This window comes from Nostoc sp. 106C, assembly GCF_002154725.1.
GTDB lineage: Bacteria > Cyanobacteriota > Cyanobacteriia > Cyanobacteriales > Nostocaceae > Aulosira.
The window spans coordinates 1-24,914 of sequence record NZ_MTAW01000038.1; the positions used below are offsets into that span (position 1 = coordinate 1).

A 24,914-nucleotide genomic window follows, 5' to 3' on the forward strand; every position below is an offset into this window, starting at 1 on the left:
GACTACAATTTTACGTCATTACGAGCGTTCGCTGAAAGCGTTCCCGCAGGGTAGCGAAGTAATCGCAAAGGCTTAGTTTTTCGTCACGAGTGCGTAAGTCTTATAATTGTTCGGTTTTTTGTTTAATAATTATTTGTGAGCTTTGTTGTCAATGAATTTTCTGAACTGAACTTTATTGGCCTATGAGGGGAGCAAACCCTCTCGTCACTAATAGATTTCCGTGTGAAAATCAAATTCTAAATATTTTTCCTGGTCGAAGATTCCCCAAAACCGCCCGCTGCCATATATTTCCAGTGGAAAATGGCTGCATTACCTGGTTAGTCTTTATGAATCTTTGACTGTTTCTTTACGCAAGCTTAACCTAAATTTATTGAAATGTTAACCAAAAGGCTGTTTACTAAATAGTAATTCACTTTTTGCTGCAACATTTGGACCCCTCACATAGCCTAAAATTTGTAGGCATTGGGGGGATTCTTTGTTTTTTAAAGATGAGAATTTAAAGTTGAGTAACAAAAAGACTCAGCTAATGCGCTTCTAAATTGAACATTTTTTCGTGAAGATAATTAATAAATCAGAGATTTTTACTCAGCATTACGTAAATAAATATGTCTCTTTAATTGCATAAAAAATAGTATTTAAATTAGACATAATTTTGTCATAGTTTTGCAATAGCTCTGTCAATAAGATGTGTGATGCTTATTTCAACTCTGGATGAGTAAATAGTATCAAGCTACAACAAACACCAGTGTTTACTAGTTAAGAATCATCAGGCAATAGCCCTGATTCAGATTACTGACATTGCAATTTCTGTGTGGTGAAAAAAGAAATATGAATTGGAAATTACTCGCTGTGCTCCCAATGCTGACTCTAGCTACTGCTGTGCCAGCTTACTCTCAGACAAATACTAAAACTCCAAATACTACTAACCCTACTCAAGTTACACAACCTAGTCAGCAAGGCAACACCACCAAAAAGCCTAATGCTACAAAAAAACCTGTTACTACAGCAGCAACACAAACTACAATCCTTACATTAGGTAGCCAAGGACAATCAGTTAAAGTTGCTCAAGACTTTTTAAAGAAGCAGGGATTTTACACCGGAAATGTTAATGGTGTCTTTGATAAACAGACACGTTCAGCTGTGATGAAATTCCAGAAATCTAAAGGCTTAAGAGCAGATGGAATCGTTGGACGCCGGACTTTGGCTGCGATGAAGTAATAATAGCTAACTCAAGTGACACATCATTAGGGAGACTGGTTAACAAAACTACCAGTCTCTTTATTTTTCTTGTGATTTTAAGTATCAGAAATTTGGTTTTTTGCTTAATCTCAGACTTGACGGTAACCTTTAAAGCACGTCAAAATTAGTACAAAAGTTCCAGTGGATTAAAAGCTGGAGGTCTTAAAGATGACTACTGCATTAAGTTGTCGTAATTACATCGACGGTCAATGGTTGAGTGCTTTAGGGGAAGCTACTTTAGAAAGTCGTAACCCTGCTGATAAAAATGAAGTTGTTGCTACTTTCCCCCGTTCTGTAGCAGATGATGTGAATACAGCAGTAGCCGCAGCCCGCCAAGCCTACCAAAGTTGGCGAAAAGTTCCAGCCCCAGCCAGAGCAGAATATATTTTTCGCGTTGGGGAAATATTACTTAAATATAAAGAAGAACTCGCTCAGTTAATTAGTCGAGAGATGGGTAAACCCCTAACTGAAGCTAGAGGAGATGTTCAAGAAGGAATTGACTGTGCCTTTTACAGTGCTGGCGAAGGGCGGCGGCTATTTGGGCAAACTACACCCTCAGAAATGCCCAATAAATTCGCGATGACAGTCAGAATGCCTATAGGGGTATGTGCTTTGATTACTCCTTGGAATTTCCCTGTGGCGATTCCTTGCTGGAAAGCTATGCCAGCATTGGTATGTGGTAATACTGTGATTCTCAAGCCTGCTGAAGATACCCCCGCTTGTGCAACTAAGTTAATTGAAATTTTTGCCGAGGCTGGTTTACCACCTGGAGTAATTAACCTGGTGCATGGTGTAGGTGAAGAAGCCGGGAAAGCTTTAGTTGAACATCCTGATGTTGATTTGGTGTCTTTTACTGGCTCTTCGGAAACAGGTGCATTTGTTGGTGCTACTTGCGGACGCACTCACAAGCGCGTTTGTTTGGAAATGGGTGGTAAAAATGCCCAAGTGGTAATGGAAGATGCAGACTTAGAACTGGCGTTAGATGGTGCTGTTTGGGGAGCCTTCGGTACAACCGGACAAAGATGTACAGCTACTAGTCGCCTAATTTTGCATCGCGATATCAAAGAAAAATTTACTGCTATGCTTCATGAGCGTACCAGTAAGTTACGCTTGGGGGCTGGCACAGATCCTAATACGGAAATCGGGCCGTTAATCAATGAATCGCAACTTCAGCGGGTAAATCATTATATGGAAATTGCCCGTGAGGAAGGGGCAAAGATTTTAATTGGTGGTGGAATTGCTAACGAGGAGCAATTGAAAAATGGTCACTTCTTTCAACCAACGATTTTGGATGATGTAACTCCCGAAATGCGTGTGGCTCGTGAGGAGATATTTGGGCCAGTAGTGGCATTAATTGAGGTTAGTTCTTTTGATGAAGCGATCGCTATCCTCAACAACACCAATTATGGTCTTTCTTCCTCAGTTTACACCCGCGATATCAACCGGGCTTTTACTGCCATGCGCGACATTGAGGCGGGTATCACTTATATTAACGGCCCTACTATAGGTGCAGAAGTACACTTGCCTTTTGGTGGTGTGAAACATACTGGTAACGGTCATAGAGAAGCTGGGACTACTGCTTTAGATGTGTTCACTGAATGGAAAAGTGTTTATGTTGACTTTTCTGGAAGTTTACAACGCGCTCAGATAGATAATCGGGAGTGAAATGAACGGCGCATTTATAAGTTTTGTGGAACCAAAGTTAATTTGGTTCCACCATTTATAGAAAAGAATGGACTTTTCATAAGTTTTGTTTAACTAAAGTTAATTTGACATCAGCATTTATAGAAAAGAATGGAATTTTCATAAGTTTTGTTTAACCAAAGTTAATTTGGTATAAGCATTTATAGAAATGAACGGCGTTTTCATAAGTTTTGTCGAACCAAAGTTAATTTGATTCCAGCATTTATAGAAATGAATGGCGTATTTACAAGTTTGACTGCATTTTTGGCAATAAACACGAAGCTGTTCTTGTCACTCAGCGATGCCTAAGACAATAAAGTGGAGTTGATGATTGTGCGCTTCCTCTCTATTGTCCCAACTCTTTAATGTTGTTCATCACTTGCTGGTACAAGTCCTTATTATCTTCGCCTTGAAAGATATCGGCGGCTTTTTGTAAATCTTTGAGTGCGCCTGGTTTATCTCCTTGGGCTGCACGAGCATTACCTCGGTTATTGTAGGCAGGGCCAAAGTTAGGATTGATGCGAATAGCTTGATTGTAATCTGAGATTGCGCCTTGATTATCTCCTTTGGCGGCGCGGAGATTACCTCGGTTATTGTAGGCGATCGCATATCTGGTATCGAGGCGAATAGCTTGATTGAAATCTTCCAATGCTCTGTTTCTATCTCCCCCAGCGGCGTAAGCATTCCCTCGGTTATTGTAGGCTTCGGCATAGTTGGGAGCAAGGCGAATGGCTTCGTTATAATCTTCTAGCGCTCCTTTTTTATCTCCTTGGGAGGCGCGAGCATTAGCACGGCTATTATAAGCTTCCGCATCGTTAGGATTGAGCTTCAGTGCTTCGTTATAATCTGCGATCGCTGCTTGTTTGTTTCCGGCATCAAAGTGAGCTAGTCCCCGAGCTTTGTAGGCTGCGCCATATTGGGGATTGAGGCTTATTGCTTTATCATAAGATGCGATCGCAGCTTGCGAATTTCCTTTGGCGTGCTGATTTTGTCCTTGCAAATAGAATTCTACAGCCTTGGATGTTCTCGCTGGACGGCGGCTAGGAGGACTGACTCCAATTTCTGTTACTAATACATCGCTATTCTTACTACATGAAAGGCTGGTAATTGCACTCAATATAGTCATTAAACCTATAATTAATGCTCTACCTATTTTTGTCCACTCTTGCTCAAACAATTGCAATTTCATAAGTTGTTTTAAACCGTCATTATACCTAGATAAAATTATTTTTTCGATTAATCATTTGACTGTAAGCTTATATGGCAATCCAAGCTGATTTATGAAAATTATTTTTTTAGCGAACCGCCAAGGAAGAGAGAGAATATTCCACAAATCATTTAGGCTTGCTATATTATCTAGGTTTAATCAACGATTCTCTTGAGGATAAGATGTGAAGTGCGTAGATGTCACCATCATTTTTTGTAATAAAGAAACTACAGCAACACAGTATTAGACAGAGAGTGGCTTGTTCCAGGCTAGAGTGAAGTATAAAAACTGTTATCTCTCCTGATTTATCTGTTGAGTTTCTCTCTTTCTTCAAGTGATATTGTAAGCAGCAATACTCTATTTTTGCCGCCTTTAATTATACTTTTTAAAGTCTATCAAAATCATAATTTCATTGTTTTTACCAAAATCTTCATAAATATTAAGTTTTTTGCTGAAGGTCACTCAATACTGAACATTACGTGTATCTGTGTAAGTAATTTATTCACGCTCAATGTCACTTTCTGAGTTTTTGGGAGTCAACCGCCAAGCAGTAGTCTCATCAATCTCTACAGACAATTGTTCTAGGTTATTACCTAAATCTTTTTGGAGTTTCTGAGTCAGTGTGATGGGAAAATCTAGATTAATATCTTGGGTTTCTACTAGTCTGACTAGTTCAGCAAATGCTACTTTTACTGTTTTTCGTTCGTAACTAGTCAACTTGCAGTAAGATGTTTCAGATACATTCTGAGCCTGCATAGCTTTTTTAATTCGCTCTTGCAGATGCTCTAATTCCGAATTTAATAGTTGAGATTGCTGTTCAACTTGAGTATATCTTGCACCTAGTAATGCTAAATCTTCTGTTGTTGGATCGGGACTAATTTGCGATTGTAATTCTAATAATTTTAAATGCACTTGCGCAAGATATATACAGTCTAGGTAAGCATACTCAATTTGTTCTTCAGTTAAGGGTCGCTTTCCCCAATCACTATTTTGCTCTTGTTTATCAATATTATTAAAGTTACAAAGTACTGTTGCTAAAGTCTTGAGTTGATAGTTAGGTAAGGGCAAGAGATAGTAGGGTATTTTTTTAGATATTTCTAACGTACAAGTAACATTTTTAGCTTGCTTGTTACCAAGAAGTTTTAAATCATAACTGGCATTATGAAAAACTTTCTCAATATCAGGATTCAGCATTATTTTTTCAATAAATTCTTTGATGATATCAGGTTGATCTAACACATCCAAAAGGTAGACGCGATCGCCACTCATATCATGGGGGTCATTTAATACTTGAATCAGCGATAATCTGGGATTACGACTTTTATAATCAGCTACTTCGGTATCTATCCACAAAGTTTGAGCTTTCGTATATTTAGCGATAATTGCATGAATTTTACTGACATCATTCAAGTATGGCATTGGCTAATCTTTCTCGCAGCAAAAGGGATCAATATTTTTCAGATAAACCCAGATAGAGTTAAAACATCAACATCATTAACTAATTTCTAAATTCTCTTGCATTGCTGCACCTATAGCTTGAGCCTCAGGGTCTATACTTTCAAGCAAGGCATGAGCAACATTATATTGGTCTGTGTGACTGCGGTTTTGGCTGAGTTTATATTTTCCTTCCAGTCGTGTAGCTGTCATCTCAAAACCAACGATACCGTTCATCATTCCCTGACGAAATTTATCAGATAAGCTTTGCCACTGCGATTTGTAATCAGAACCATAGGTAGCAATCATTTCATCGATCATCTTGTCCATCAATTCTGGTGAGTCCTGAGAGTAATAATTTGAGGTATACCATAGGCATGAACAGCAATATAATTCCAAGTCGGTACACTCTCGCGCTGTTCATATAAAGATGGTGAAATGTAGGCATGAGGCCCGGTGAATATAGCAAGGGATTCACTCTGCTCAAAGACTTGCCACTGGGGATTTTGTTTGGCAAGATGACCTGTTAGCTTCACAACGTTGTTTTGCACAGTGACGACGAGTGGAACATGGGAAGCAACAGGAATATTATTTTGCAACGATACCAGTGTGGCAAAACTATTGGCACGCATGAAAGCGACTAGTTTCTCAATGTCTTCTTCGCGAAAGGCATTTGGAATGTACATGATACTGAAATCTTGCTCTCAGTCTTCAAAATTATCAGACTTTTACCATTGTGAGCGATCGCAGATCATTCTTGCAGGCATAAAGTTTTATCTCTCAAGCTGGATAAGCAAAGCTCTAGGTTTAGTCATTCTATAAGTGAAACAAGCGCAAGTTTTCTACTACCCCATCCATGCGTTACTTTGTATTAGCTACCGATTACGATGGCACTCTAGCCACAGATGGTCATGTAAATGAGAAGACTTTAGCAGCGATGGAACGCTTTCGGGCTTCCAGGAAAAAGCTAATCTTAGTTACAGGTAGGGAATTAGATGATTTGCAGCGCGTTTTTCAACGCATCGATTTATTTTGCGATCGCGCACTGGTCGTCCTCATTGGATAGTTGTAGATGAAGCACATCATCTCATCCCTGCATCCTGGCACGCCGCTTCTGTGACATTACCCCAAAAACTCAAGGGGATGATGTTAATTACAGTCCATCCCGATCAAGTTGCAACCGCAGGCTTATCATTGGTAGATACAATCCTCAGCGTAGGTAAATCACCAGAACAGAACATCAAAGCATTCGCAACTCACATCCCAAACTTTAGAACCAGGGGAAGCACTAGCCTGGTTTAGCGAAGAAGATTTAGAACCATTCCGCTTTCAGATTACCCCAGGACGTACCGAACGCCGCCGTCATTTTGCAAATATGCACAAGGTGAATTAGAAGAAGATAAAAGCTTTTACTTTTGCGGGCCACAAGCAAAGTTAAATCTCCGCGCCCAAAAATTGATTTTGTTCACGCAAATTGCTGAGGGTGTCGATGAAGAAACTTGGTTATTTCATCTGCAACGAGGAGATTATTCACGTTGGTTTAGAGAGGCGATTAAGGATGAATCCTTGGCAGAAGAAGTAGAGAAAATAGAAAAAAAAAAGCGATGTCTACGACGGGCTACGCTTACACACATCCGCTAGTGAAAGTCGCGATGCAATTAAAGCTGCGATTGAACAACGTTATACTTTACCTGCTAAATAGCCGCCATTAACTGTGTACACCAGGCAGATCTCAAAGCTACTATCTTAACGTTCTTGTACTAGTCAACACGAACACGGAAAATAAATTCCATTACCTCTATTTGAGAAGGTAATGGAGATCTAAAAGGTATGCTATTAACTAGAAAAACCGGAATTAACCAACGTTTTCAGCTGTGGACTGAAGCTTTTTGCTATACTTTTTCCTCATCAAGCTACCAAACCCAAGAGCGACTCCTGATCCAAGAATGGTAAGTGGTTCGGGAACAGAGGACGGAGATACAGGACTGGCAACATAACTTAAAATGTTGGCACGCAAAATGGTAGCTTCTGGCTGTGGTGAATGAAAGTTCGGCGTTGTCAATCCACCAAACAAAGCGCGTCCTGAACCGTAGTTTAATTCAGCTAAAACAGAGCCTGCTGTACCATCAATTATGGACTTTAATCCTGAACCACTTACGGTATCGTGAGCGAAATAATTTCCCGAAAAGGATGTTCCTGTGACTCCGTTTGGGCCAGAAAAAATGGGGTGGCTGGGATTGACTGCTGTTCCAGTATAACTAGCAGTATCATAAAAATTGTTATGCAGGTTCACACCAAAACCCAAATCTAGATCGCCAAAACCGTTATTTCTGGCAGCATTCAATAAGAGCTTACCGCCATTACTTACCCATGTTTGCAGGGTTGTGCGATTATTGTCGATAAACGTTCTGAAACTATCTCCATTACTATCGCTACCTTCAATGAATAGTACATGATACGCTCCTGGGTTAAAAATTGTTGGCAATGCACTGACAAAATCTAATTTATCCCAATTACTGGCACCAAAAGCAGTATTTAACGCAGCATCATTGGTAGTGTTACCCCAAGGCTCAGAAGCTGTGATATATCCTACACTAGCAGCAAAAGCACTGTTAACTGTGCCTACAATACTCAACACTATTCCAGCGCTAACAACAGAAAGCTTTTTGATACCTAACATTCAATTCATTCCTTAAAATTTGGTTCGTAGTTGAAGACAAATAAGCTACACAAGAAGAATTAGAACAGTATTTTTACAACACTAAGCTGTTGCTCAATTTACCAAGAAGAAGTTGGACAGCCAAAGCATTTTTTCTTTTAGCAGCAAATATGTTTCAGTAATTATCCTGCTTGAGTAACCTATTTAATCTATTTTTTATACAGCATTTTTTTAGCTATTTATAGATTTGCTAGATTCTTTATAGAAGATTAATAAATGCCCTATTGATTTTAAAGATAATATATTGTCTTTCAGTACTTATACTACAATTGCTAAATAAAATAAGTAAAATATAATACTTTAATATCTATGTATATTATTAAATCACGGAAAAACCCTTACCTTAACAAAGCATGAAAATTAATACCCCATGCCATATTTCAAGCTCTGTGAGAGGCTTGGGAAGAAAAGCCAAGACAAAATTTAAAGACAAAATTTACCTGAAATAGGCGATCGCATTGAGAGCAAACCTCTTGAATCAGCCGAGTAGCATCTTCTGGATTAGTCCAAGTCAAAGCCAACGCACCCATCACACCTGCATTAGAAACCGCCGCTGCTAACTCTGGCCCTGCAAGACTATCTGTCGGTGCTTGGAAGATGGGATAATCTAGTCCTAATTGGCGAGAAAATTCCGACTTCATAGCTTTAGATAGTTACCACAGCCTAAAATCATGCCATAAGTCTCGCGACTGATACCTGAATATCTGAAAATGCCAATGGTATAATTGTGCCTTTCCCAATGGTTTCTTCTGAAGTGTACTCACCATTTTGGGGATATCGAAACACAATTATCTGCTTGCTAGACAAATTTAAAACCCAATATTCCTGAATATTAGCTGTTGCATAAATAGACGCTTTCAGTTCCAAGTCTTTCTACAAACTAGTCTTAGCAACTTCCACAATCCAAAAGATATCCTCAGGCTGGGGATGACGATGATTGTAAGCAGACTCCGGTAATCGAACAATAGCAATGTCTGGTTCTGGTTCAGAGTTAGATAGAGTGATTGGCCCGTTGAAACGAACATCGGCTTTATCTATCAATAACTCTTCTAGGTATTTCGCCCCGCGTTTTGCAGTACTGTAATGGATTGGTGATTCTGGACTCATTTCTACAATTTCACCCGCTAGTAATTCCACACGGCGATCGCGCAGAATCCCTGCTTGGATCATCTGATGATAGTCATGCACAGACCATTTAGCTAGCGTCTTCATTGCAGAATCACACTTGATTTTCAGACCTGAGTCAATTTTATCTTCTCTTAATTGATGCTCTAAATAATGGTTCTGGTGCCGCACATTGTTAGCGATCGCCTACTTTATTCGACAATCTGGCAAAAGTGATGCTAAATTTGATTCAAATTTTGATTCAATATTTGGTTGTGAATAAAGTTCAAAAATTAGCACACAAAGTTTTGCAACGTCAAGAAGATTCCGTGAGATTTTCCATCACGCTCACAAAAACAGACAACTTGCGCTTAGAAAAACTGGCTGAAGTTATAGGTCGATCGAAAAGTGCCTTCTGTAGTGAACTAATTTCAGCTGCATTGGATGATTTTGAGGAAGTAATCGACACTCCTGACTTTAACATTGATTCTTTTCTCCCTTCTGCTGAGGAATATGCAAAAGCTTTCAATAGCATTGGAGAGAAATTAACTGAAGGACATAGAGCCATGCTCAAGGCTCATTACCATACACCTAATTACATTACAACCACTTCTGAACTAGGTAAAGCTGCTGGTTACGAGCACTCCGCAGCAGTTAACCTTCAATATGCAAGAGTAGGGAAGATGCTTGCAGAACAATTAAATTGGTCTTTACCTCAACACTCTGATGGCTCGCCATTTCCTACAGCATTTCTTGTGGAATGGCATAAATTTGAGGATGTCTGGTACTGCACGTTGCACCCACAAGTTGTTCAGGCATTAGAAATTGTTGGTTTAGTCTTTTGAGTTATCCACTCGATAACAACCACCTGGTATACACTAACTGCATAAATGATTGCAATTTTGCCTACTTTCACGAGAGCCTTTATATATGCCTGAAATTATTGAAATACCTGTTGAACTCACTCACTTTCAATTGCCTAACGCTGTTCAACAGCGTCTTCAATTTTTGCTGGATCGTCAAGATGCAGGTGAGGAATTGACACAAGCAGAGCGTCAAGAAGCAGAAGGACTGGTTGATTTGGCTGAATTTTTGTCTCTGCTTCGCCTACGGTCTCAGCGCGTTACAAAACAATAATCAATGTCTAAAATTCCAGCTTCTTTACGGCGGCTAGTTATTCAAAGAGCAGATAATCGCTGTGAGTATTGTGGGTTATCCCAAATAGGACAAGAAGCAACCTTTCATATTGATCACATCATTCCTATTGCCGCGAATGGTGAAACAACAGCAGATAATTTGGCACTGGCTTGTGTATCATGTTCGCTCCACAAAGCTGCTCAACAATTAGTTAAAGATCCAGACACAGGTGAGATGGTAAACATATTTAACCCTCGTCAACAAGTGTGGAAAGAACACTTTTCTTGGGATGGTGTGAGAGTTATTGGATTGACAAAGACTGGACGAGCAACCATTAATGCTCTTCGCATGAATCGTGCAGTAATACTGGCAATCCGGGCAGAAGAAGAACTTCTTGGTCGTCATCCACCATTATTATAATCATGCCAATACTATGAAATTGCTAATAGATAAATTAAGTTCGGAAATCTGGATCATTTCAATTAGTTTCTAAACTTTTTAGCCATTCTTTTGCAGCAGCTTGGCTATCAAAGTATTCCACACGGAACTTATCTGATTTAACTCTGTTGACTACATTTTCAACAGCTACACGATTGAAATAAAAGCGAGAGTTAACCATTCCACAAGCATGATAACCTGCTTCAATCGCACGGGGTAACCAGTCTTCATTCACCCAACGCTGATCCTCAGCTGCAATGATTGGGAGATTAGTTGTATCAGCAACAACTTTACTAAGGCCTTTATCGATCAGTAATTGTAATACGTTTTCACTAATCAGTCGGAACTGAGTACTCGTTCCATAGGCGTGCCATTCCATAATGATGCATGGGACATCTGAATCATACAAAATTGAGCAAGCTTCATTACTAAGTTCGTCAATACGGACTGAGTTCACAATGTAGATAGCCTCCATTCAAAACAAAATAACTCACGAATATATAGTAACCGCCACAAGTACACAGTGATTATTTTAGAATTAGAGCTGATAACTACATTTTTTCAGTCACGCCATTACTGTGAAATTGCTAGTTGATAAAATTAGTTCAGAAATTGGAACGATTTTGATTGTCTGGGATGGAGAGAAACTTTGCTCTCTGGACTTTGCCGATTATGAGCAACGAATGTTGAAACTACTCCAGAGACGTTATGGTAGCTTTCAGTTCCAGAATGAGAAAAACCCACAGGGCTTTAGTAGCAGAATTCAAGCTTATTTCAATGGCGATGTCTTACGACAAGCCGCTAGCCTGCGGGTTCTGCGTTGGGCGTAGCCCTTCTCGCAGAGTAGCAGTACGCGTCTACGCACTAGCTTAGATGATATTCCTGTAAGCACTGGCGGAACGGCCTTTCAGAAGCAAGTGTGGCTTGCATTACGAAATATTCCTTGGGGAACTGTAATTTCCTATGGTGAGCTAGCAGCAAGAATTGGTATGCCTACTGCTTATCGTGCTGTTGGCATGGCAAACTCACTTAATCCAGTGGCGCGCTCTTCCTTGTCATCGGGTGGTTGGTGCGAACGTTGCACTTACAGGATACGCCAGGGGACTGGAGCGAAAACGTTGGTTGCTCAACCATGAAGGAGTTGAAATAATTTAGCCCACGGGCGATCGCGCTGTGGGCTGGGTAGATACATACTAATTTAATAAGAATTTATCCTTGACTTGCACTACTAGAGGGAGGCATTATTACTTTTTTAGCTAAACCTAAACTCTTGAGAGCTTTGATGCTCCACCAAGTAACATCAATTTCCCACCAAGAAAATCCTGATTTCGCTACATGGGGATAAGTATGATGGTTGTTGTGCCATCCTTCACCATAAGTAACGATAGATACCCACCAAAGATTACGTGAGTCGTCAGTAGCATTAAAGGAACGATAGCCCCATTTATGAGTTGCTGAGTTCACAAACCAAGTGGAGTGCCAAAGTAACACTGCTCGCAGAAAAATGCCGTAGATTACGAAAGACCAACCACCTAAGGCGTATAACAACAGACCCAAAGGGATTTGCAGTAGCACGAAGTACTTATCCAACCAACGATAGAATGGTTGACGTGCTAGATCGGGCGCATATTTTTGATAAACTTCGTAATCAAAGAACTCCGCACGAGGATAGAAAATCCATAACATGTGACTCCACCAAAACCCTCGCTTGGCAGAGTATGGGTCTAGATTTGTATCTTCAGTGTGGGCGTGATGCTGGCGGTGTCCACCAACCCAGAAAATCGGCCCACCTTGGAGAGCTAAAGCGCCAATGAGAGCGATCGCATATTCTAACCACTTCGGTACTTGGAAACTCCGATGACTCAGTAGTCGATGATATCCCAAACAAATCCCAATGCTTCCGAATAACCAGTGCAAAAACAGCAGTAAACCTAACGCTGACCAAGAGAACAACCAAGGAGCTACTAGCAGAGCTAAAGCATGAAATGTACCGAAAAATACGACATTCGTCCAACTGAGGCGAAGTGACGTTCCTCGCTCTGGGGCAAACGCCAGAAATTTTGCAGTCATAAAAATTCCTGTTGATGAATAATCAAGCGACCTGCTTTTCTTTTGGATCTACTCTTGCATTGGGTGTATTTGGCTATTGCGCTTCACAACCTACAAGGGATTTACCCGTTCTGTATAAGTTGGTTACAGTAAAGTAGAGCAAGTATCACTTACATTTTTATCTTAACAACTTCCTTTTTTATATGCAAGTGCCGCTTGCATTGCTTTTATGGCATCTCCAACCCATTCAGCTCGTCAACGTCTGATTCAAGCAGCATTGGAACTATTTGCTGCTCAAGGAGTCAGTGGCACTACAACCCGCCAAATTGCGGAAAAGGCAGAAGTAAACGAAGTCACGCTATTTCGGCATTTTGGCAATAAGCATGGATTGCTGTTAGCTGTTTTGGAAGAATCTGCGGCCTTTAAAAATTTAGGTGAATCTTTGGTAAGACGCGCCAGCCCTCCTGGTAGCGTCTACCAAGCCCTCAAAGATTATGCAAGTGATAGCTTGCTTGCACTAGAGCGTGTACCAGAGTTTGTTAGGTCTGTAGTAGGTGAAGCTGACCAATACCCTGCGGAAAATCGCCGTGCTTTGGGAAGGGGTTTAACAGAAGCTAACCGCTATGTGGCCCAGTATTTAGCTACGGTAATTCAGCAAGGGCACTTAAATACCTATCTCCCGGCAGAAAAATTAGCCAGTTTGCTAAATGGAATGCTTTTAGGATATGCAGTTATTGAATTTACTAGCGAATTTCATGAACTTTGGGAAGACCGAGATGATTTTCTGGAGAATTTAGTGGAGTTGTTTTTACGCGGTGCGATGTCACCTTCACCAGAATCAGTAATAAATAACTTACCAGAAAGCGCAATTACCACAGAGGTAGCTGATTTACCTGGGACTTTAGTCCATGAAATTCTGCGACAAGCCAAGAGATTGGGACTACAAGATTATGCTTTGGCATATATATTATTTGCTGCTGGCTTATCTCCCACAGAAATAGTTAGCTTGCAGCGATCGCACCAAATCTATGATGAGCAAGGGCACTTTTTGCAAATTACCACTCCCGGATTAGTCCGCCAAGTGCCTGTAAATCAATGGATTATGGGTAAACACTATGGCTCTTATACTAATAATCCTTTAATTAAATGGCTGAAAAGTCGTAAAGATACTCAACAAGCTATGTTTCTCAACGTTTCAGGAGAACCAATTTCCGATTTAGAAATTCAGAGTTGCTGGGAAACTTGGACTCAGGGAATGTTAACACCCCAAGGACAACCACCAGAGATCACCCAAGCACAACATACCTGGCGTGTCGAAATGTTAATGCGAGGTATCAGCTTAGAAAATTTGAGCATCCTCACTGGTTGCGATCGCACCCAATTACAACCCTATGCTCGCAGATCTAGAGAAAAAGCCGCCTTAGAGCAAGCCACCCGTTTAGATCATAAACCTACGTAACTAAAAGGTAGTCTCAATGGCAGAAGGGTTAGCAGTTACAATCGTGTTCATGACTTAGCACTCAGCTTGACTAATTGGTCTAACTCTTGCTGCATCTGACTAACAACTAACTCATAACATTCATTGACATACTCGCGATCGCACGCCGCTTCTCTGCCATAATATTCAAACTTAATCGGTGGACAAACCCGCGTGTGGATAGTCACAGGCAATGGGATGTTGGGCAATGGGCCAAGTGCTAACCCCCAAGGTAAGCCTAGATAAATTGGAAATACTACCGGATCAATTCCAAACAACCAAGGCATCCCCAATTTGTGGAGTTGCTGCACAATGTTATAGCATTCAGTCAGTACAATTAGCGTATCGTGGGCACCAGTGGAAATCACAGGTACAATTGGTACTCGCTCCCGCAGTGCTAGCTTGATAAACCCTTGTCGCCCTGCAAAATAGATTTGGTTCCGTAAAGAATGCGGTCGAAAGACATCTTCAGCACCACCAGGATATACCACTACACTAGCGCCAGAGCGCAAAGCAGCATAAGCCATTTTAGGATGAGCTATGATTGCTCCAACTTTGGCTACTAGTTGTGCTATTGGCGGGGTTACCTCCCAGACTTTGGGATGCATCAAACCGTAAACTGGTTGCTCTACACCAAATCGTCGGAACCAGTCATACATCATCATCACCATATCAGGAGCCGCTAGTCCGCCGTTGTGGGAACCAACAAATAAAACTTTCTCTTGGGGTGACACATAGTGCCAACCACTAGTTTGGACTCGAAAATAGTGGTCATAGAACCACCCAATTAGTGGCATGAGTGATTCGATGAATCTTGGATCTCGCTCATCCAAAGACCAACCGAGTTTTTTCTGGAGGTGATGTTGTGTTTCTGACATCAAGGCATATTAACAGGATTGGTAAAGCTCAGACAATTACTCTTGTTTAGATTCCAGGACAATCTTTAAGAAGGCAATCCCAATGAGAAAACTTCATTGCTATGTATGAAAAACTGACAAGCAGGATAATTAAACACCCTTGCCTATTGCCTCTTGCCTTGCTTAGGTGATTCTGAAGTAATTGCTAATCAGTTAACAGTTTACAAGTTGTTAACTAATAACTGATCAAGATTTTTGAGTAGGTTGTGATACGCTATCTGCGAGAAAGAGCTAAGAGGTACTGAAGATGACTAAACTCCGGGTGGGGTTACTATTTGGCGGACGTTCTGGGGAACATGAAGTTTCGATTAGTTCAGCACGGGCGATCGCTAAAGCATTAAGTGCAGAACAAAATGCTAATAAGTACGAAATACTGCCTTTTTATATCCAAAAAGATGGATTTTGGCAAGCTGGGGAAGTTGCCCAACAAGTTTTAGCATCTGGCGCTGCTATTCAGAACCAAGGAACAACTCCTAATCTTTGGCAGTTTCCACCACAGACACAACAAGTAGATCTTTGGTTTCCGATTCTGCACGGGCCCAACGGAGAAGACGGCACAATTCAAGGATTACTTAGCCTGATGCAAGTTCCGTTTGTGGGTTCTGGGGTGTTAGGTTCGGCAACAGGGATGGATAAAATTGGTATGAAAGTCGCTTTTGCTCAAGCCGGACTACCCCAAGTCAAATACAAAGCAATAACAAGAGCGCAAGTTTGGTCAAATCCTTGCGTATTTCCGAAATTATGTGATGAAATTGAGTCCACCCTGGGCTACCCTTGTTTTATCAAGCCTGCGAATCTAGGTTCATCGGTGGGGATTGCCAAAGTGCGATCGCGCCCAGAATTGGAAGCGGCATTAGATAATGCTGCTAGTTACGATCGGCGGATAATTGTGGAAGCGGGAGTAGTTGCTAGAGAAGTAGAATGTGCTGTTTTAGGCAACGATCAAGCCCAAGCTTCCGTTATTGGCGAAATTACTTATAATAGCGATTTTTACGATTACGAGACAAAATATACTGAAGGTCGAGCAGATTTACTGATACCTGCCGCGTTGCCAGAGGCGATCGCTCGTCAAATTCAAGACATGGCATTAAAAGCCTTTGCTGCTGTTGATGCTGCTGGACTGGCAAGAGTAGACTTTTTCTTCGTAGAACCCACAGGAGACGTATTAATCAATGAAATCAACACCTTACCTGGTTTCACTGCAACTAGTATGTATCCTCAACTTTGGGCATATAGTGGAATATCCTTTCCTGAACTAGTGGACAAACTAATTCAACTAGCTATAGAGAGACATTCTGCTGTCGCACCGCAGAGTTAGGCAAAGCAATAAGCTAATAAAAACTCATACATGTGTCAAAATTAGCGTTTTTGTAGAAACTTATTGGATTTAGTAGCCTAAGCTGCACACAAAAGTTACTTTATTGCAAAATCTGGCTACGGATACCTGATACTTGAATCCTCCAGTATGATCTTGAATCAAGAGGGGTACAAATCTGAAAGTAATCTATGGAAAATAGTCAGAGTGTACAGCACGAGCCAACCCAATCTACTGGGGCCACTCCAGAGCTGACAAACAGTAAATCGAGAGCAGACAGTAGCTCACAAATTTTGATACGTCTGGTCACACGCCATCCTTGGCTGTTGTTGATTGGGTTATCAGCAACGTTTTTTGCAAGTGCTGTACTTGCCTTGTATAACCTGGGTTCTGTGGGAAATGTACAACAGACAGAAGAACCAGATAAAAACCCAGATGTAGCAACTACAACTGTAGCCGAAGTAGCAATCAATACGCCCTCTGAGAATAGCAATCCTATGCCTTTATGGATGGTTTTTGCGATCGCCCTCAGCTGTGCTAGTGGTTGTGTGGTAATTTTGCGCATCCTCAACCGTCCAGCGAAGGGTCAAAAAGTCCAGAAACATCTTAAACGCTATCCAACACGTACGGTACAAAGTCAACCGCAAAGAGTAGAACCACAGTCTCCCAAAGCTCCCCAAGTCTTTGTACCACCGCCATCACTAACGCCTCTAGCCTCCATGCAATCTAGAACAAAACCGCTGATGACAGTTTTACCACCAGAACACAGCTATCGTCTGGAGAAAAGTAAAGAGTCTTTGGCAGATTTGATGGATCTTCGGAAACAAAGTTCTTTGTCTGCTATTCTACGCAAGTATTAATATCGTTGCAAAAGAAAAATCTGTCAAATTAACTATTTTGTAATTAAGGGTATGGTAATTCCCATACCCTTACTTGTGTTTAATATTATATAGTCGATTTTTAATCACATTAATTAGATTACAGCAGTTTCCAGGTTATTGAACCACAGATCCAAAGTAGGGGCACGGCATCCACAATCTTCCGGTACATATAATAATCTTACTGGTGCCGTGCCCTAACTAACGCGTGGTCTATTTACTTAAAAAACGCTGTAAAAAAGTTAAACATGAACAATTCAAGTATTTTAAAAATGCCAATTTGGCAACTAACTTGCAATTATTACAGTTAAGGTATAGAAGATAAACGACTTCAAGGGTGTTGTTATCAGGGTCTACCAAGCCATTAGATTACTTCAGGAAAAACTGAGTAATTACAAGTTTTTCGTATTTATTTACTAGGAATATATTTATCTAAAAATTAGAAGATAAAAACATAATAATTAGACTTAACATTTACTGCACCAGGAATTCTAATCGCGGATAGATTTTGCCTTAATTATAAACATTAACCCTCAAAAAAAGGCAATTTCTCTAGATATTCCTGCTCTATACAGCGGTAAATGCCAGGGTGGAAGAATGAAGCGACTGTTATGCTTTCTTCCACTCTTTTTTTACCTATAGGATTCATACTTGATTTTTTAAATTTTCGTATGGAAGCCACTGCCTTGGAGAGCCAGTACGTTGCAGTGAGTCCAGCGCTCTTGGTAGGGTTTCCAACGCCCTTCGGGTTACCCAATTCCCTACGGTGGGAAACCCGTTTACCCTTCTCCTGCAAAGACGCTATGCATAGCTTGCTTCCCCATAGGGGTACGGGAACGGCTGCGCCGAGCAGGACTGGACTCACCACTTGCTACCCTGCGGGATACACTATTTTACATGGTTGGAAATAATAGCATCAATAGCTACGAACTAGGTAAATAAGAAATAACGCTTAATCGGCCTTAACACTTCTATAGATTATAGGAATTTATGGAAATTTAGCTAAAGATAAAGTCTCAGAACAAGGAGTTATTGATGTGTAGCACAATTGTTGAGCATAGGTCTAAGATTGGCTGCAACATCTCATCCTACAGCTAGAAGTAAATGGCTTAATATCTTAGTTACGATTACAGAGGAAATGTACCTCTAAACACCAGCGATCTAAAACCTTGTTTGTTGCGGAAAGAACTAATGAGGTCGTGACCTAATTTAGAGTTTTAGGACTTAGTCATGTATGAACTAGTTCAAGCTGCCTTAAACAGTGATGATAAAACGGCTCTGCATCAGCTAATTTTGATGCTGAGTAATACAGGTAAGCGTTATTTCCTGAGAAATGAAATTTTACAAGCTTTTGCGGAATACTGCCAGCAAACCCAAAGACCTAGTTATTTTTACCATTCTTCTTCAGTAGGCAAGCTCATTCACTACTGTCATGAAATCATTTTGGAAGAGGAAAGTACTTGGTTTGTTATTCGTCCCAGGATTGGTAGTCAGGAGGTTTGGCGATTAACAGCCGAATTTAGTAAATTTGAACTCATGACACCCCAAGCATTGCTGGATGTCAGAGATCGCCTAGTTAATCGCTACCAACCCCATATTCTAGACATAGATCTCCATCCCTTTTACGCTAATTCCCCAACGATTAGCGATCCGAGAAATATTGGACAAGGTCTAGCTTTTCTCAACCGTTATCTGTGCAGTCAAGTATTAACAGATCCTCACTACTGTTTAGAGGTCTTATTTAAAGTTCTACATCGGCTGAGTTATGACGGGATTGAAATGCTGATCAACGATCGCATTCACTCAGGTACTCAGTTAGCTCAAAAAATTCAGCAAGTCCTCAAATTTCTCAGTCAGCAACATCCTGACACACCCTACGAAAAATTTCGCTTTGACCTCGAAGAACTCGGCTTTGAACCAGGTTGGGGTAACACAGCCTCACGGGTTTCTGAAACCCTAGAACTTCTCCAACGCTTTATTGACAATCCACAGCCTGCAATGCTGGAAGCATTTGTGGCTCGTGTTCCCGCCGTCTTTCGTGTCGTGCTGATTTCCATACATGGCTGGGTGGCGCAGGAGGGAGTTGTTGGCAGAGATGAAACATTAGGTCAAGTTGTTTATGTGCTTGAACAAGCGTGCAGTTTAGAAAACAAACTACGTACAGAAATTAAACTTGCCGGTCTTGACCTTTTGGGCATTCAACCCCACGTAATTGTTCTGACTCGGCTGATTCCTAACTGCGAAGGCACATACTGCAATCTGCGCCGGGAAAAAATCGAGGGTACAGAAAATGGCTGGATATTGCGCGTACCTTTTAGAGAATTCAATCCCGAAATTACTAATAATTGGATTACTAGATTTGAGATTTGGCCTTATTTAGAAACATTTGCCCAAGATGCAGAAACAGAACTGCTAGCTGAATTTAAAGGTAAACCACATCTGCTGATTGGTAACTACACCGATGGCAACTTAGTCGCCTTTCTCCTGGCCAAACAACTCAAAGTCACCCATTGCCATATTGCCCACGCTTTAGAAAAACCGAAACACCTATTTAGCAATCTTTACTGGCAAGATTTAGAGGAGCACTACCACTTCTCGGCACAGTTCACTGCTGATTTGATCAACATGAATGCAGCCGACTTTATCGTTACCTCGTCCTATCAAGAAATTGTTGGCACACCAGAAAGCATCGGACAGTATGAGTCTTACAAATGTTTTACCATGCCCCAGCTATATCATGTGATTGATGGCATCGATCTATTTAATCATAAGTTTAATGTGGTGCCACCAGGAGTAAACGAGAACATCTTTTTCCCCTTTAGCCATTCGGAAAACTGCGATCCGAATCTGCGCCAAAATCTCAACGATTTACTCTTGAACCGCGAAGATCCGCAAATTTTGGGTTACTTAGAGAACCCTAACAAGCGGCCAATTTTGTCTATAGCTCCCATTATCTCAATCAAAAATCTCACTGGCTTGGCTGAGTGCTTTGGCAAAAGTCAGGCTTTGCAAGAACATTGCAACTTGTTCATATTAACTAGCAAGTTGCATACATCAGAAGCCGTCAACGCTGAAGAAGCCGCAGAAATCCAAAAACTTCACGATATTATCAACTATTATAATCTCCACGGTCATATCCGCTGGTTGGGGATGCGTCTTCCTAGCGGTGACATTGGCGAAGCCTACCGAGTAGTTGCTGATAAACAAGGTATTTATGTCCACTTTGCCCGTTTTGAAGCTTTTGGTAGAAGCATATTAGAAGCTATGATTTCCGGTTTGCCAACTTTCGCCACTCAATTTGGTGGTGCTTTAGAAATTATTGAGGAGCGAGAACATAAATTTACTCTCAATCCTACAGATTTGGAAGGATCTGCTAACAGGATGTTGGATTTCCTTCACCAATGCGATGCTCATCTCCAACATTGGGCTGAAGTTTCGGATTGGATGATTCAACGCATTCATAATAAGTACAACTGGCAGATACATAGCAATCAGTTACTTTTGCTAGCTAAAATCTACGGTTTCTGGAATTTTGTAGCCCCAGAAAATACCGAAGCTAGAGTCCGCTACGTGGACAGCTTATATCATCTGATTTATAAACCCAGAGCCGAAAAGATTTTAGAACAGCACATGCGCCGCTAGTGTGTAAGGGGATGAGGGAGACGCAAAGATGTGGAGACGCGGTGAGTCCAGTGCTGCGGGAGAATTTCCAACGCCACTTGCAACAAGAGCGGCTCGCCGCCCAACGCAGTGGCTCCTCCGCAGGCAACTGGCGTTAGCGTAGCGTTAGCGACGAAGGAGCGTCCCCCGTAAGGGTGACGCGGAGATAAATGAATGACACATGACCAATGACAAATGACAACAAAAGATATTAACAATGGATATAACAGGTCGTTCTCGCCATTTTATCTATAGCGATTGGATATTAACTGAAACCCAGTTTGACCCTGACCAATTGCACTCTAGAGAAACCATGTTCACAATCGGGAATGGTTACTTAGGAACCAGGGGTAGCTTTGAGGAAGGGTACATTCGTGCATTGCCAGCTACCTTCATTCACGGTGTCTATGATGAGGTTCCTGTAGTATACACAGAACTGGTAAACTGTCCTGACTGGCTACCATTGCTTGTAACGATTAATGGCGATCGCTTCCGCCTCGATCAAGGAGAGATATTAGACTATAATCGGCAACTTGATGTGCGCCGGGGTCTTCTCAGTCGTTCTGTGCGTTGGCGCAGTCCTACAGGAAATACGATAGACATACATTTTGAGCGCTTCGCCAGCATCGCAGATCAGCATGTGTTGGGTCAACGCTGCCAAGTCACCCCCTTGGATTTTGATGGTTTGATTGAAATTCAGGCTAGCATCAACGGCTATCCAGAAAATCCCGGTTTTAATCACTGGGAATGTCTAGAACAAGACAAAACAGAGCAAGGTGTTTGGTTACATCGCCGCACCCGCAACTCGCGAATGGATATTGGTCTAGCTACTAAGTTGACAATTTCTGGAGCGGAGGCATCTTTGCAGGTTAACAGTGCACCAGGGTATCCTACGTTGAGTGCCACCTTCTTAGCGTCATCAAACCAGACAGTAACGGCAGAAAAGCTTGTCACAGTTTTTACATCGCGAGATGTTACGGCACCAGAAAAAGCCGCGCGAGAAAAACTCAAGCTGCTAGCAGAATATGCAACGCTACTTAAAGACCAAGAACAGGCATGGCATGAGATCTGGCAAAAAAGTGACATTCTAATTGAGGGGGATAGTACCGCCGCTTTTGCTGTACGCTACAACCTGTTTCAGCTATTAATTGCGTCCCCAAAAAATGATGACAAGGTAAGTATTCCTGCTAAGACTCTGTCTGGTTTCGGTTATCACGGTCATATATTTTGGGATACAGAAATTTTTATACTGCCATTTTTTATTTATACTCAACCTAATCTAGCCCGGAATTTACTTAGTTACCGCTACCACACTTTGAATGGAGCGCGACGCAAAGCAGGCCATGATGGTTATAAAGGAGCAATGTTTGCCTGGGAAAGTGCTGATACAGGAGATGAAGTTACACCCCGGTGGGCATTACCTAACGATCCCTATGGAGAAGATGTGCGGATTTGGTGTCGCGATCGCGAAATTCACATCAGTGCAGACATAGCATACGCTGTCTGGTACTATTGGCAAGCGACTGGCGATGACGAGTGGATGCGAGATTGTGGTGCAGAGATTGTTCTCGATACAGCGATATTTTGGGGTAGCCGGGTTGAGTTCAACCCCAAATACGAACGCTACGAAATTCGCGGAGTCATCGGTGCAGACGAATACCATGAGTTTGTCCACAACAATACCTTCACCAACCGTATGGTGCAATGGCATTTAGAAAGAGCAATCAAAGTTTATGATTGGCTGAAGGTTACCTTCCCCGAACAGGCGGTGGAACTAGAAGAGAAATTGCACCTGAGTACCAAACAGCGATCGCGCTGGCAAGATATCATCGCTAATATCTGGATTCTCCACGATCCGGTAACAGGCATGATCGAGCAGTACGAGGGATTTTTTCAATTGGAAGATATCGACTTAAATCAGTACGAGCCGCGCACTCGTTCTATGCAAGCCATCTTAGGTATTGAGGGAGCTAATAAGCGCCAGGTACTAAAACAACCAGATGTCTTAATGCTGCTGTATCTGATGCGGCAATCAGCGGAATTTCCCTACGACCAAAAAACCTTGCAGACAAACTGGGATTACTACGCACCTCGCACAGATATTACCTATGGTTCTTCCTTAGGCCCAGCTATTCACGCCATCTTAGCCTCAGATTTAGGCAAATCAGCGGAAGCTTACGAACGGTTTATGCAAGCAGCAATGGTGGATTTACAAGATGTCCGGGGTAATACTAACGACGGGATTCATGGAGCGAGTGCTGGTGGTATCTGGCAAGCGGTGATTTTTGGGTTTGGTGGCATCCAAATGACAGAAAATGGCCCTGTAGCTCATCCCCAGCTACCCCCTGGTTGGACGCGCCTGAAATTCCAAGTACATTGGCGTGGTCAGTGGCACGAGTTTGATTTGCACCAGGAAGAGGCAGAGAAACAGGAAGCAGGTGAAACCAGCCCCCGTCTTGGCGATCTGCGTCACGATGGGGGACTGGCGAACCCGAAGGGGAGCAAGGGAGAAAGTTTGTCTTCCTTGGCTTCTGAACCCCAATTACAGAACGAAGCGACCCTTTCCTCTGATATCCGAGGAGTGATTTTCGATTTGGATGGCGTTTTGACAGATACCGCAGAGTACCATTATCGCGCTTGGCAAAGGCTAGCAGATGAAGAAGGGATACCCTTTAGTCGGCAGGACAACGAGGCGTTGCGAGGTGTGTCTCGTCGGGAATCACTCATGCTAATTGTCAAGGATAGACCGTATTCGGAAGCCCAAATCCAAGAGATGATGGAGCGTAAGAACCGCTACTACGTTGAATCTATTGAAAATATTACACCCCAGGATTTGTTACCAGGCGCGATCGCCTTATTAGATGAACTGCGCCAAGCTGGAATTAAAATCGCGATTGGTTCAGCTAGCAAAAATGCCCACACAGTTGTCGAAAAACTGGGGATTGCTGCCAAAGTAGATGCGATCGCAGATGGTTATAGTGTCCAAAAACCCAAGCCAGCACCCGATTTATTTCTGTTCGCTGCTGACCTGCTAAAACTACTACCAAGTCAATGTGTGGTCGTAGAAGATGCCGCAGCTGGCATTGAAGCTGCTTTAGCCGCCGGGATGTGGACAGTAGGACTCGGCCCCGTTGAGCGTGTAGGTACAGCTCACGTCGTTCTACCCAGTTTAGCTGGTATCAGATGGGCAGATCTCAAAGCCAAATTGAGCAATCTTGTGAGATCAAAAAAATAAGCCATCTCATCTGGGGTTGTAAGGTAAGTTTATTAGCAACTAAACTATGGGATTTTGATTATCCTTAGCCTACCACTAACATTAAACCCTCTCTCAATAAAGAAAAGAGGGTTTGACAGCTTCCTTGAAAATTCTTGGTATCCATCCAAAAAAGGATGTGGTTATATTTAGACACTATGCTGAATTAATGATACCTTGCCACTTGCAGAACGAGGAAGATTCAAGATAGCAACAAAAGATTTAAAAAGCGGTAAGTGAGAAACCAATAGTAAATAGCAACAAAATCCCTAATGCAACCAAGAAGATTTTAGGATATGGAGCATGATTAGCTTTGTCTAGATATTGATTTTTCTTGCGCTCTTCATCAGTTAAGGATATCAAGGGCATTTCACGCATGAGTTCTTACCTCCAAGTTTCATTAA

General features: G+C 41.8%; 26 protein-coding genes and 2 pseudogenes. 17 read left to right on the top strand and 11 right to left on the bottom strand.

Going from position 1 to position 24,914, the window contains the following annotated elements:
- Positions 1–828: 828 nt before the first annotated feature.
- The gene (locus BV375_RS01990; protein ID WP_086756704.1) at positions 829–1,218 is read left to right on the top strand and encodes a peptidoglycan-binding domain-containing protein; all 390 of its coding nucleotides are present in this window, start codon (positions 829–831) and stop codon (positions 1,216–1,218) included.
- 189 nt (positions 1,219–1,407) lie between these two features.
- Positions 1,408–2,904, top strand: a complete 1,497-nt coding sequence (locus tag BV375_RS01995; RefSeq protein ID WP_086756706.1) for an aldehyde dehydrogenase family protein — start codon at positions 1,408–1,410, stop codon at positions 2,902–2,904.
- A gap of 364 nt (positions 2,905–3,268) precedes the next feature.
- On the opposite strand, the gene BV375_RS02000 is transcribed toward BV375_RS01995, so the two are convergent.
- From BV375_RS02000 to BV375_RS37950, 4 genes are all read right to left on the bottom strand, one after another.
- Positions 3,269–4,111, bottom strand: coding sequence for a tetratricopeptide repeat protein (locus BV375_RS02000; protein ID WP_086756709.1), 843 nt, complete (start codon positions 4,109–4,111; stop codon positions 3,269–3,271).
- 516 nt (positions 4,112–4,627) lie between these two features.
- The gene (locus tag BV375_RS02005) at positions 4,628–5,548 is read right to left on the bottom strand and encodes a ribonuclease D (RefSeq protein ID WP_086756711.1); all 921 of its coding nucleotides are present in this window, start codon (positions 5,546–5,548) and stop codon (positions 4,628–4,630) included.
- 75 nt (positions 5,549–5,623) lie between these two features.
- Complete coding sequence (locus BV375_RS37945) at positions 5,624–5,893, bottom strand: hypothetical protein (protein WP_243713817.1); 270 nt, start codon at positions 5,891–5,893, stop codon at positions 5,624–5,626.
- A complete protein-coding gene (locus BV375_RS37950) occupies positions 5,893–6,249 on the bottom strand; it encodes an FMN-binding negative transcriptional regulator (protein ID WP_243713818.1) in 357 nt (118 codons plus the stop codon). The genes BV375_RS37945 and BV375_RS37950 overlap by 1 nt, the downstream gene beginning before the upstream one ends.
- A 170-nt stretch (positions 6,250–6,419) precedes the next feature.
- Between BV375_RS37950 and BV375_RS02015 the strand changes: the two genes are divergently transcribed.
- The 3 genes from BV375_RS02015 to BV375_RS37960 all read left to right on the top strand — a co-directional run bounded on the left by BV375_RS02015 (position 6,420) and on the right by BV375_RS37960 (position 7,204).
- On the top strand, positions 6,420–6,629 hold the full coding sequence (locus tag BV375_RS02015) for an HAD-IIB family hydrolase (protein ID WP_086756714.1): 210 nt from the start codon (positions 6,420–6,422) through the stop codon (positions 6,627–6,629).
- Positions 6,596–6,865 (top strand): hypothetical protein, encoded by a 270-nt coding sequence (locus BV375_RS37955; RefSeq protein ID WP_243713819.1) that lies wholly within the window; start codon positions 6,596–6,598, stop codon positions 6,863–6,865. Before BV375_RS02015 ends, BV375_RS37955 begins: the two co-directional genes overlap by 34 nt.
- A gap of 159 nt (positions 6,866–7,024) precedes the next feature.
- The gene (locus BV375_RS37960) at positions 7,025–7,204 is read left to right on the top strand and encodes a hypothetical protein (RefSeq protein WP_243713820.1); all 180 of its coding nucleotides are present in this window, start codon (positions 7,025–7,027) and stop codon (positions 7,202–7,204) included.
- A gap of 214 nt (positions 7,205–7,418) precedes the next feature.
- On the opposite strand, the gene BV375_RS02025 is transcribed toward BV375_RS37960, so the two are convergent.
- From BV375_RS02025 to BV375_RS02035, 3 genes and pseudogenes are all read right to left on the bottom strand, one after another.
- Complete coding sequence (locus tag BV375_RS02025) at positions 7,419–8,243, bottom strand: PEP-CTERM sorting domain-containing protein (RefSeq protein ID WP_086756717.1); 825 nt, start codon at positions 8,241–8,243, stop codon at positions 7,419–7,421.
- A 419-nt stretch (positions 8,244–8,662) separates the two neighbouring features.
- Positions 8,663–8,923 carry a nitronate monooxygenase gene (locus BV375_RS02030; RefSeq protein ID WP_086756719.1) on the bottom strand — a complete coding sequence of 87 codons (261 nt, stop codon included), beginning with the start codon at positions 8,921–8,923 and terminating at the stop codon, positions 8,663–8,665.
- A 28-nt stretch (positions 8,924–8,951) separates the two neighbouring features.
- Positions 8,952–9,494 (bottom strand): annotated as a pseudogene (locus tag BV375_RS02035) (Uma2 family endonuclease).
- 128 nt (positions 9,495–9,622) lie between these two features.
- Between BV375_RS02035 and BV375_RS02040 the strand changes: the two are divergent.
- The 3 genes from BV375_RS02040 to BV375_RS02050 all read left to right on the top strand — a co-directional run bounded on the left by BV375_RS02040 (position 9,623) and on the right by BV375_RS02050 (position 10,943).
- Complete coding sequence (locus BV375_RS02040; protein WP_243713821.1) at positions 9,623–10,231, top strand: hypothetical protein; 609 nt, start codon at positions 9,623–9,625, stop codon at positions 10,229–10,231.
- Between the two features lie 85 nt (positions 10,232–10,316).
- Positions 10,317–10,523, top strand: coding sequence for a hypothetical protein (locus BV375_RS02045; RefSeq protein WP_086756721.1), 207 nt, complete (start codon positions 10,317–10,319; stop codon positions 10,521–10,523).
- Positions 10,524–10,526: 3 nt separating this feature from the next.
- Positions 10,527–10,943 carry an HNH endonuclease signature motif containing protein gene (locus tag BV375_RS02050; protein ID WP_086756724.1) on the top strand — a complete coding sequence of 139 codons (417 nt, stop codon included), beginning with the start codon at positions 10,527–10,529 and terminating at the stop codon, positions 10,941–10,943.
- Positions 10,944–11,001: 58 nt separating this feature from the next.
- On the opposite strand, the gene BV375_RS02055 is transcribed toward BV375_RS02050, so the two are convergent.
- Positions 11,002–11,418 carry a hypothetical protein gene (locus BV375_RS02055; protein ID WP_143841954.1) on the bottom strand — a complete coding sequence of 139 codons (417 nt, stop codon included), beginning with the start codon at positions 11,416–11,418 and terminating at the stop codon, positions 11,002–11,004.
- Positions 11,419–11,539: 121 nt separating this feature from the next.
- Here BV375_RS02055 and BV375_RS37965 point away from each other — a divergent pair, with 121 nt between their 5' ends.
- The 3 genes and pseudogenes from BV375_RS37965 to BV375_RS38585 all read left to right on the top strand — a co-directional run bounded on the left by BV375_RS37965 (position 11,540) and on the right by BV375_RS38585 (position 12,116).
- Positions 11,540–11,791, top strand: a complete 252-nt coding sequence (locus BV375_RS37965) for a methylated-DNA--[protein]-cysteine S-methyltransferase (RefSeq protein ID WP_166509233.1) — start codon at positions 11,540–11,542, stop codon at positions 11,789–11,791.
- Positions 11,792–11,878: 87 nt separating this feature from the next.
- Positions 11,879–11,944: pseudogene (locus tag BV375_RS38580) on the top strand (cysteine methyltransferase); the annotation flags it as partial.
- Between the two features lie 79 nt (positions 11,945–12,023).
- The gene (locus BV375_RS38585) at positions 12,024–12,116 is read left to right on the top strand and encodes an MGMT family protein (protein ID WP_279432889.1); all 93 of its coding nucleotides are present in this window, start codon (positions 12,024–12,026) and stop codon (positions 12,114–12,116) included.
- Positions 12,117–12,170: 54 nt separating this feature from the next.
- Here the strand turns inward: BV375_RS38585 and BV375_RS02065 are convergent, their stop codons facing one another.
- Entirely contained in the window at positions 12,171–13,031 is an 861-nt protein-coding gene (locus tag BV375_RS02065; RefSeq protein WP_086756730.1) for a fatty acid desaturase, read from the bottom strand.
- 208 nt (positions 13,032–13,239) lie between these two features.
- Between BV375_RS02065 and BV375_RS02070 the strand changes: the two genes are divergently transcribed.
- Entirely contained in the window at positions 13,240–14,469 is a 1,230-nt protein-coding gene (locus tag BV375_RS02070) for a TetR family transcriptional regulator (RefSeq protein WP_086756733.1), read from the top strand.
- A 47-nt stretch (positions 14,470–14,516) separates the two neighbouring features.
- Here BV375_RS02070 and BV375_RS02075 read toward each other — a convergent pair whose 3' ends face one another.
- The gene (locus BV375_RS02075; RefSeq protein WP_086756736.1) at positions 14,517–15,365 is read right to left on the bottom strand and encodes a lysophospholipid acyltransferase family protein; all 849 of its coding nucleotides are present in this window, start codon (positions 15,363–15,365) and stop codon (positions 14,517–14,519) included.
- Between the two features lie 286 nt (positions 15,366–15,651).
- Here BV375_RS02075 and BV375_RS02080 point away from each other — a divergent pair, with 286 nt between their 5' ends.
- The 5 genes from BV375_RS02080 (at position 15,652) to pgmB (ending at position 24,492) form a co-directional block, all read left to right on the top strand.
- On the top strand, positions 15,652–16,722 hold the full coding sequence (locus tag BV375_RS02080) for a D-alanine--D-alanine ligase family protein (RefSeq protein ID WP_086756739.1): 1,071 nt from the start codon (positions 15,652–15,654) through the stop codon (positions 16,720–16,722).
- A gap of 188 nt (positions 16,723–16,910) precedes the next feature.
- Positions 16,911–17,579, top strand: a complete 669-nt coding sequence (locus BV375_RS02085; RefSeq protein ID WP_086756742.1) for a hypothetical protein — start codon at positions 16,911–16,913, stop codon at positions 17,577–17,579.
- A gap of 1,248 nt (positions 17,580–18,827) precedes the next feature.
- Positions 18,828–21,239, top strand: a complete 2,412-nt coding sequence (locus tag BV375_RS02095) for a sucrose synthase (RefSeq protein WP_086756746.1) — start codon at positions 18,828–18,830, stop codon at positions 21,237–21,239.
- 11 nt (positions 21,240–21,250) lie between these two features.
- The gene (locus tag BV375_RS38590) at positions 21,251–21,376 is read left to right on the top strand and encodes a hypothetical protein (RefSeq protein ID WP_279432890.1); all 126 of its coding nucleotides are present in this window, start codon (positions 21,251–21,253) and stop codon (positions 21,374–21,376) included.
- A 98-nt stretch (positions 21,377–21,474) separates the two neighbouring features.
- A complete protein-coding gene (pgmB, locus tag BV375_RS02100; protein ID WP_086756749.1) occupies positions 21,475–24,492 on the top strand; it encodes a beta-phosphoglucomutase in 3,018 nt (1,005 codons plus the stop codon).
- 240 nt (positions 24,493–24,732) lie between these two features.
- Here the strand turns inward: pgmB and BV375_RS36470 are convergent, their stop codons facing one another.
- The gene (locus BV375_RS36470; protein ID WP_166507349.1) at positions 24,733–24,888 is read right to left on the bottom strand and encodes a hypothetical protein; all 156 of its coding nucleotides are present in this window, start codon (positions 24,886–24,888) and stop codon (positions 24,733–24,735) included.
- Between the last annotated feature and the right edge of the window lie 26 nt (positions 24,889–24,914).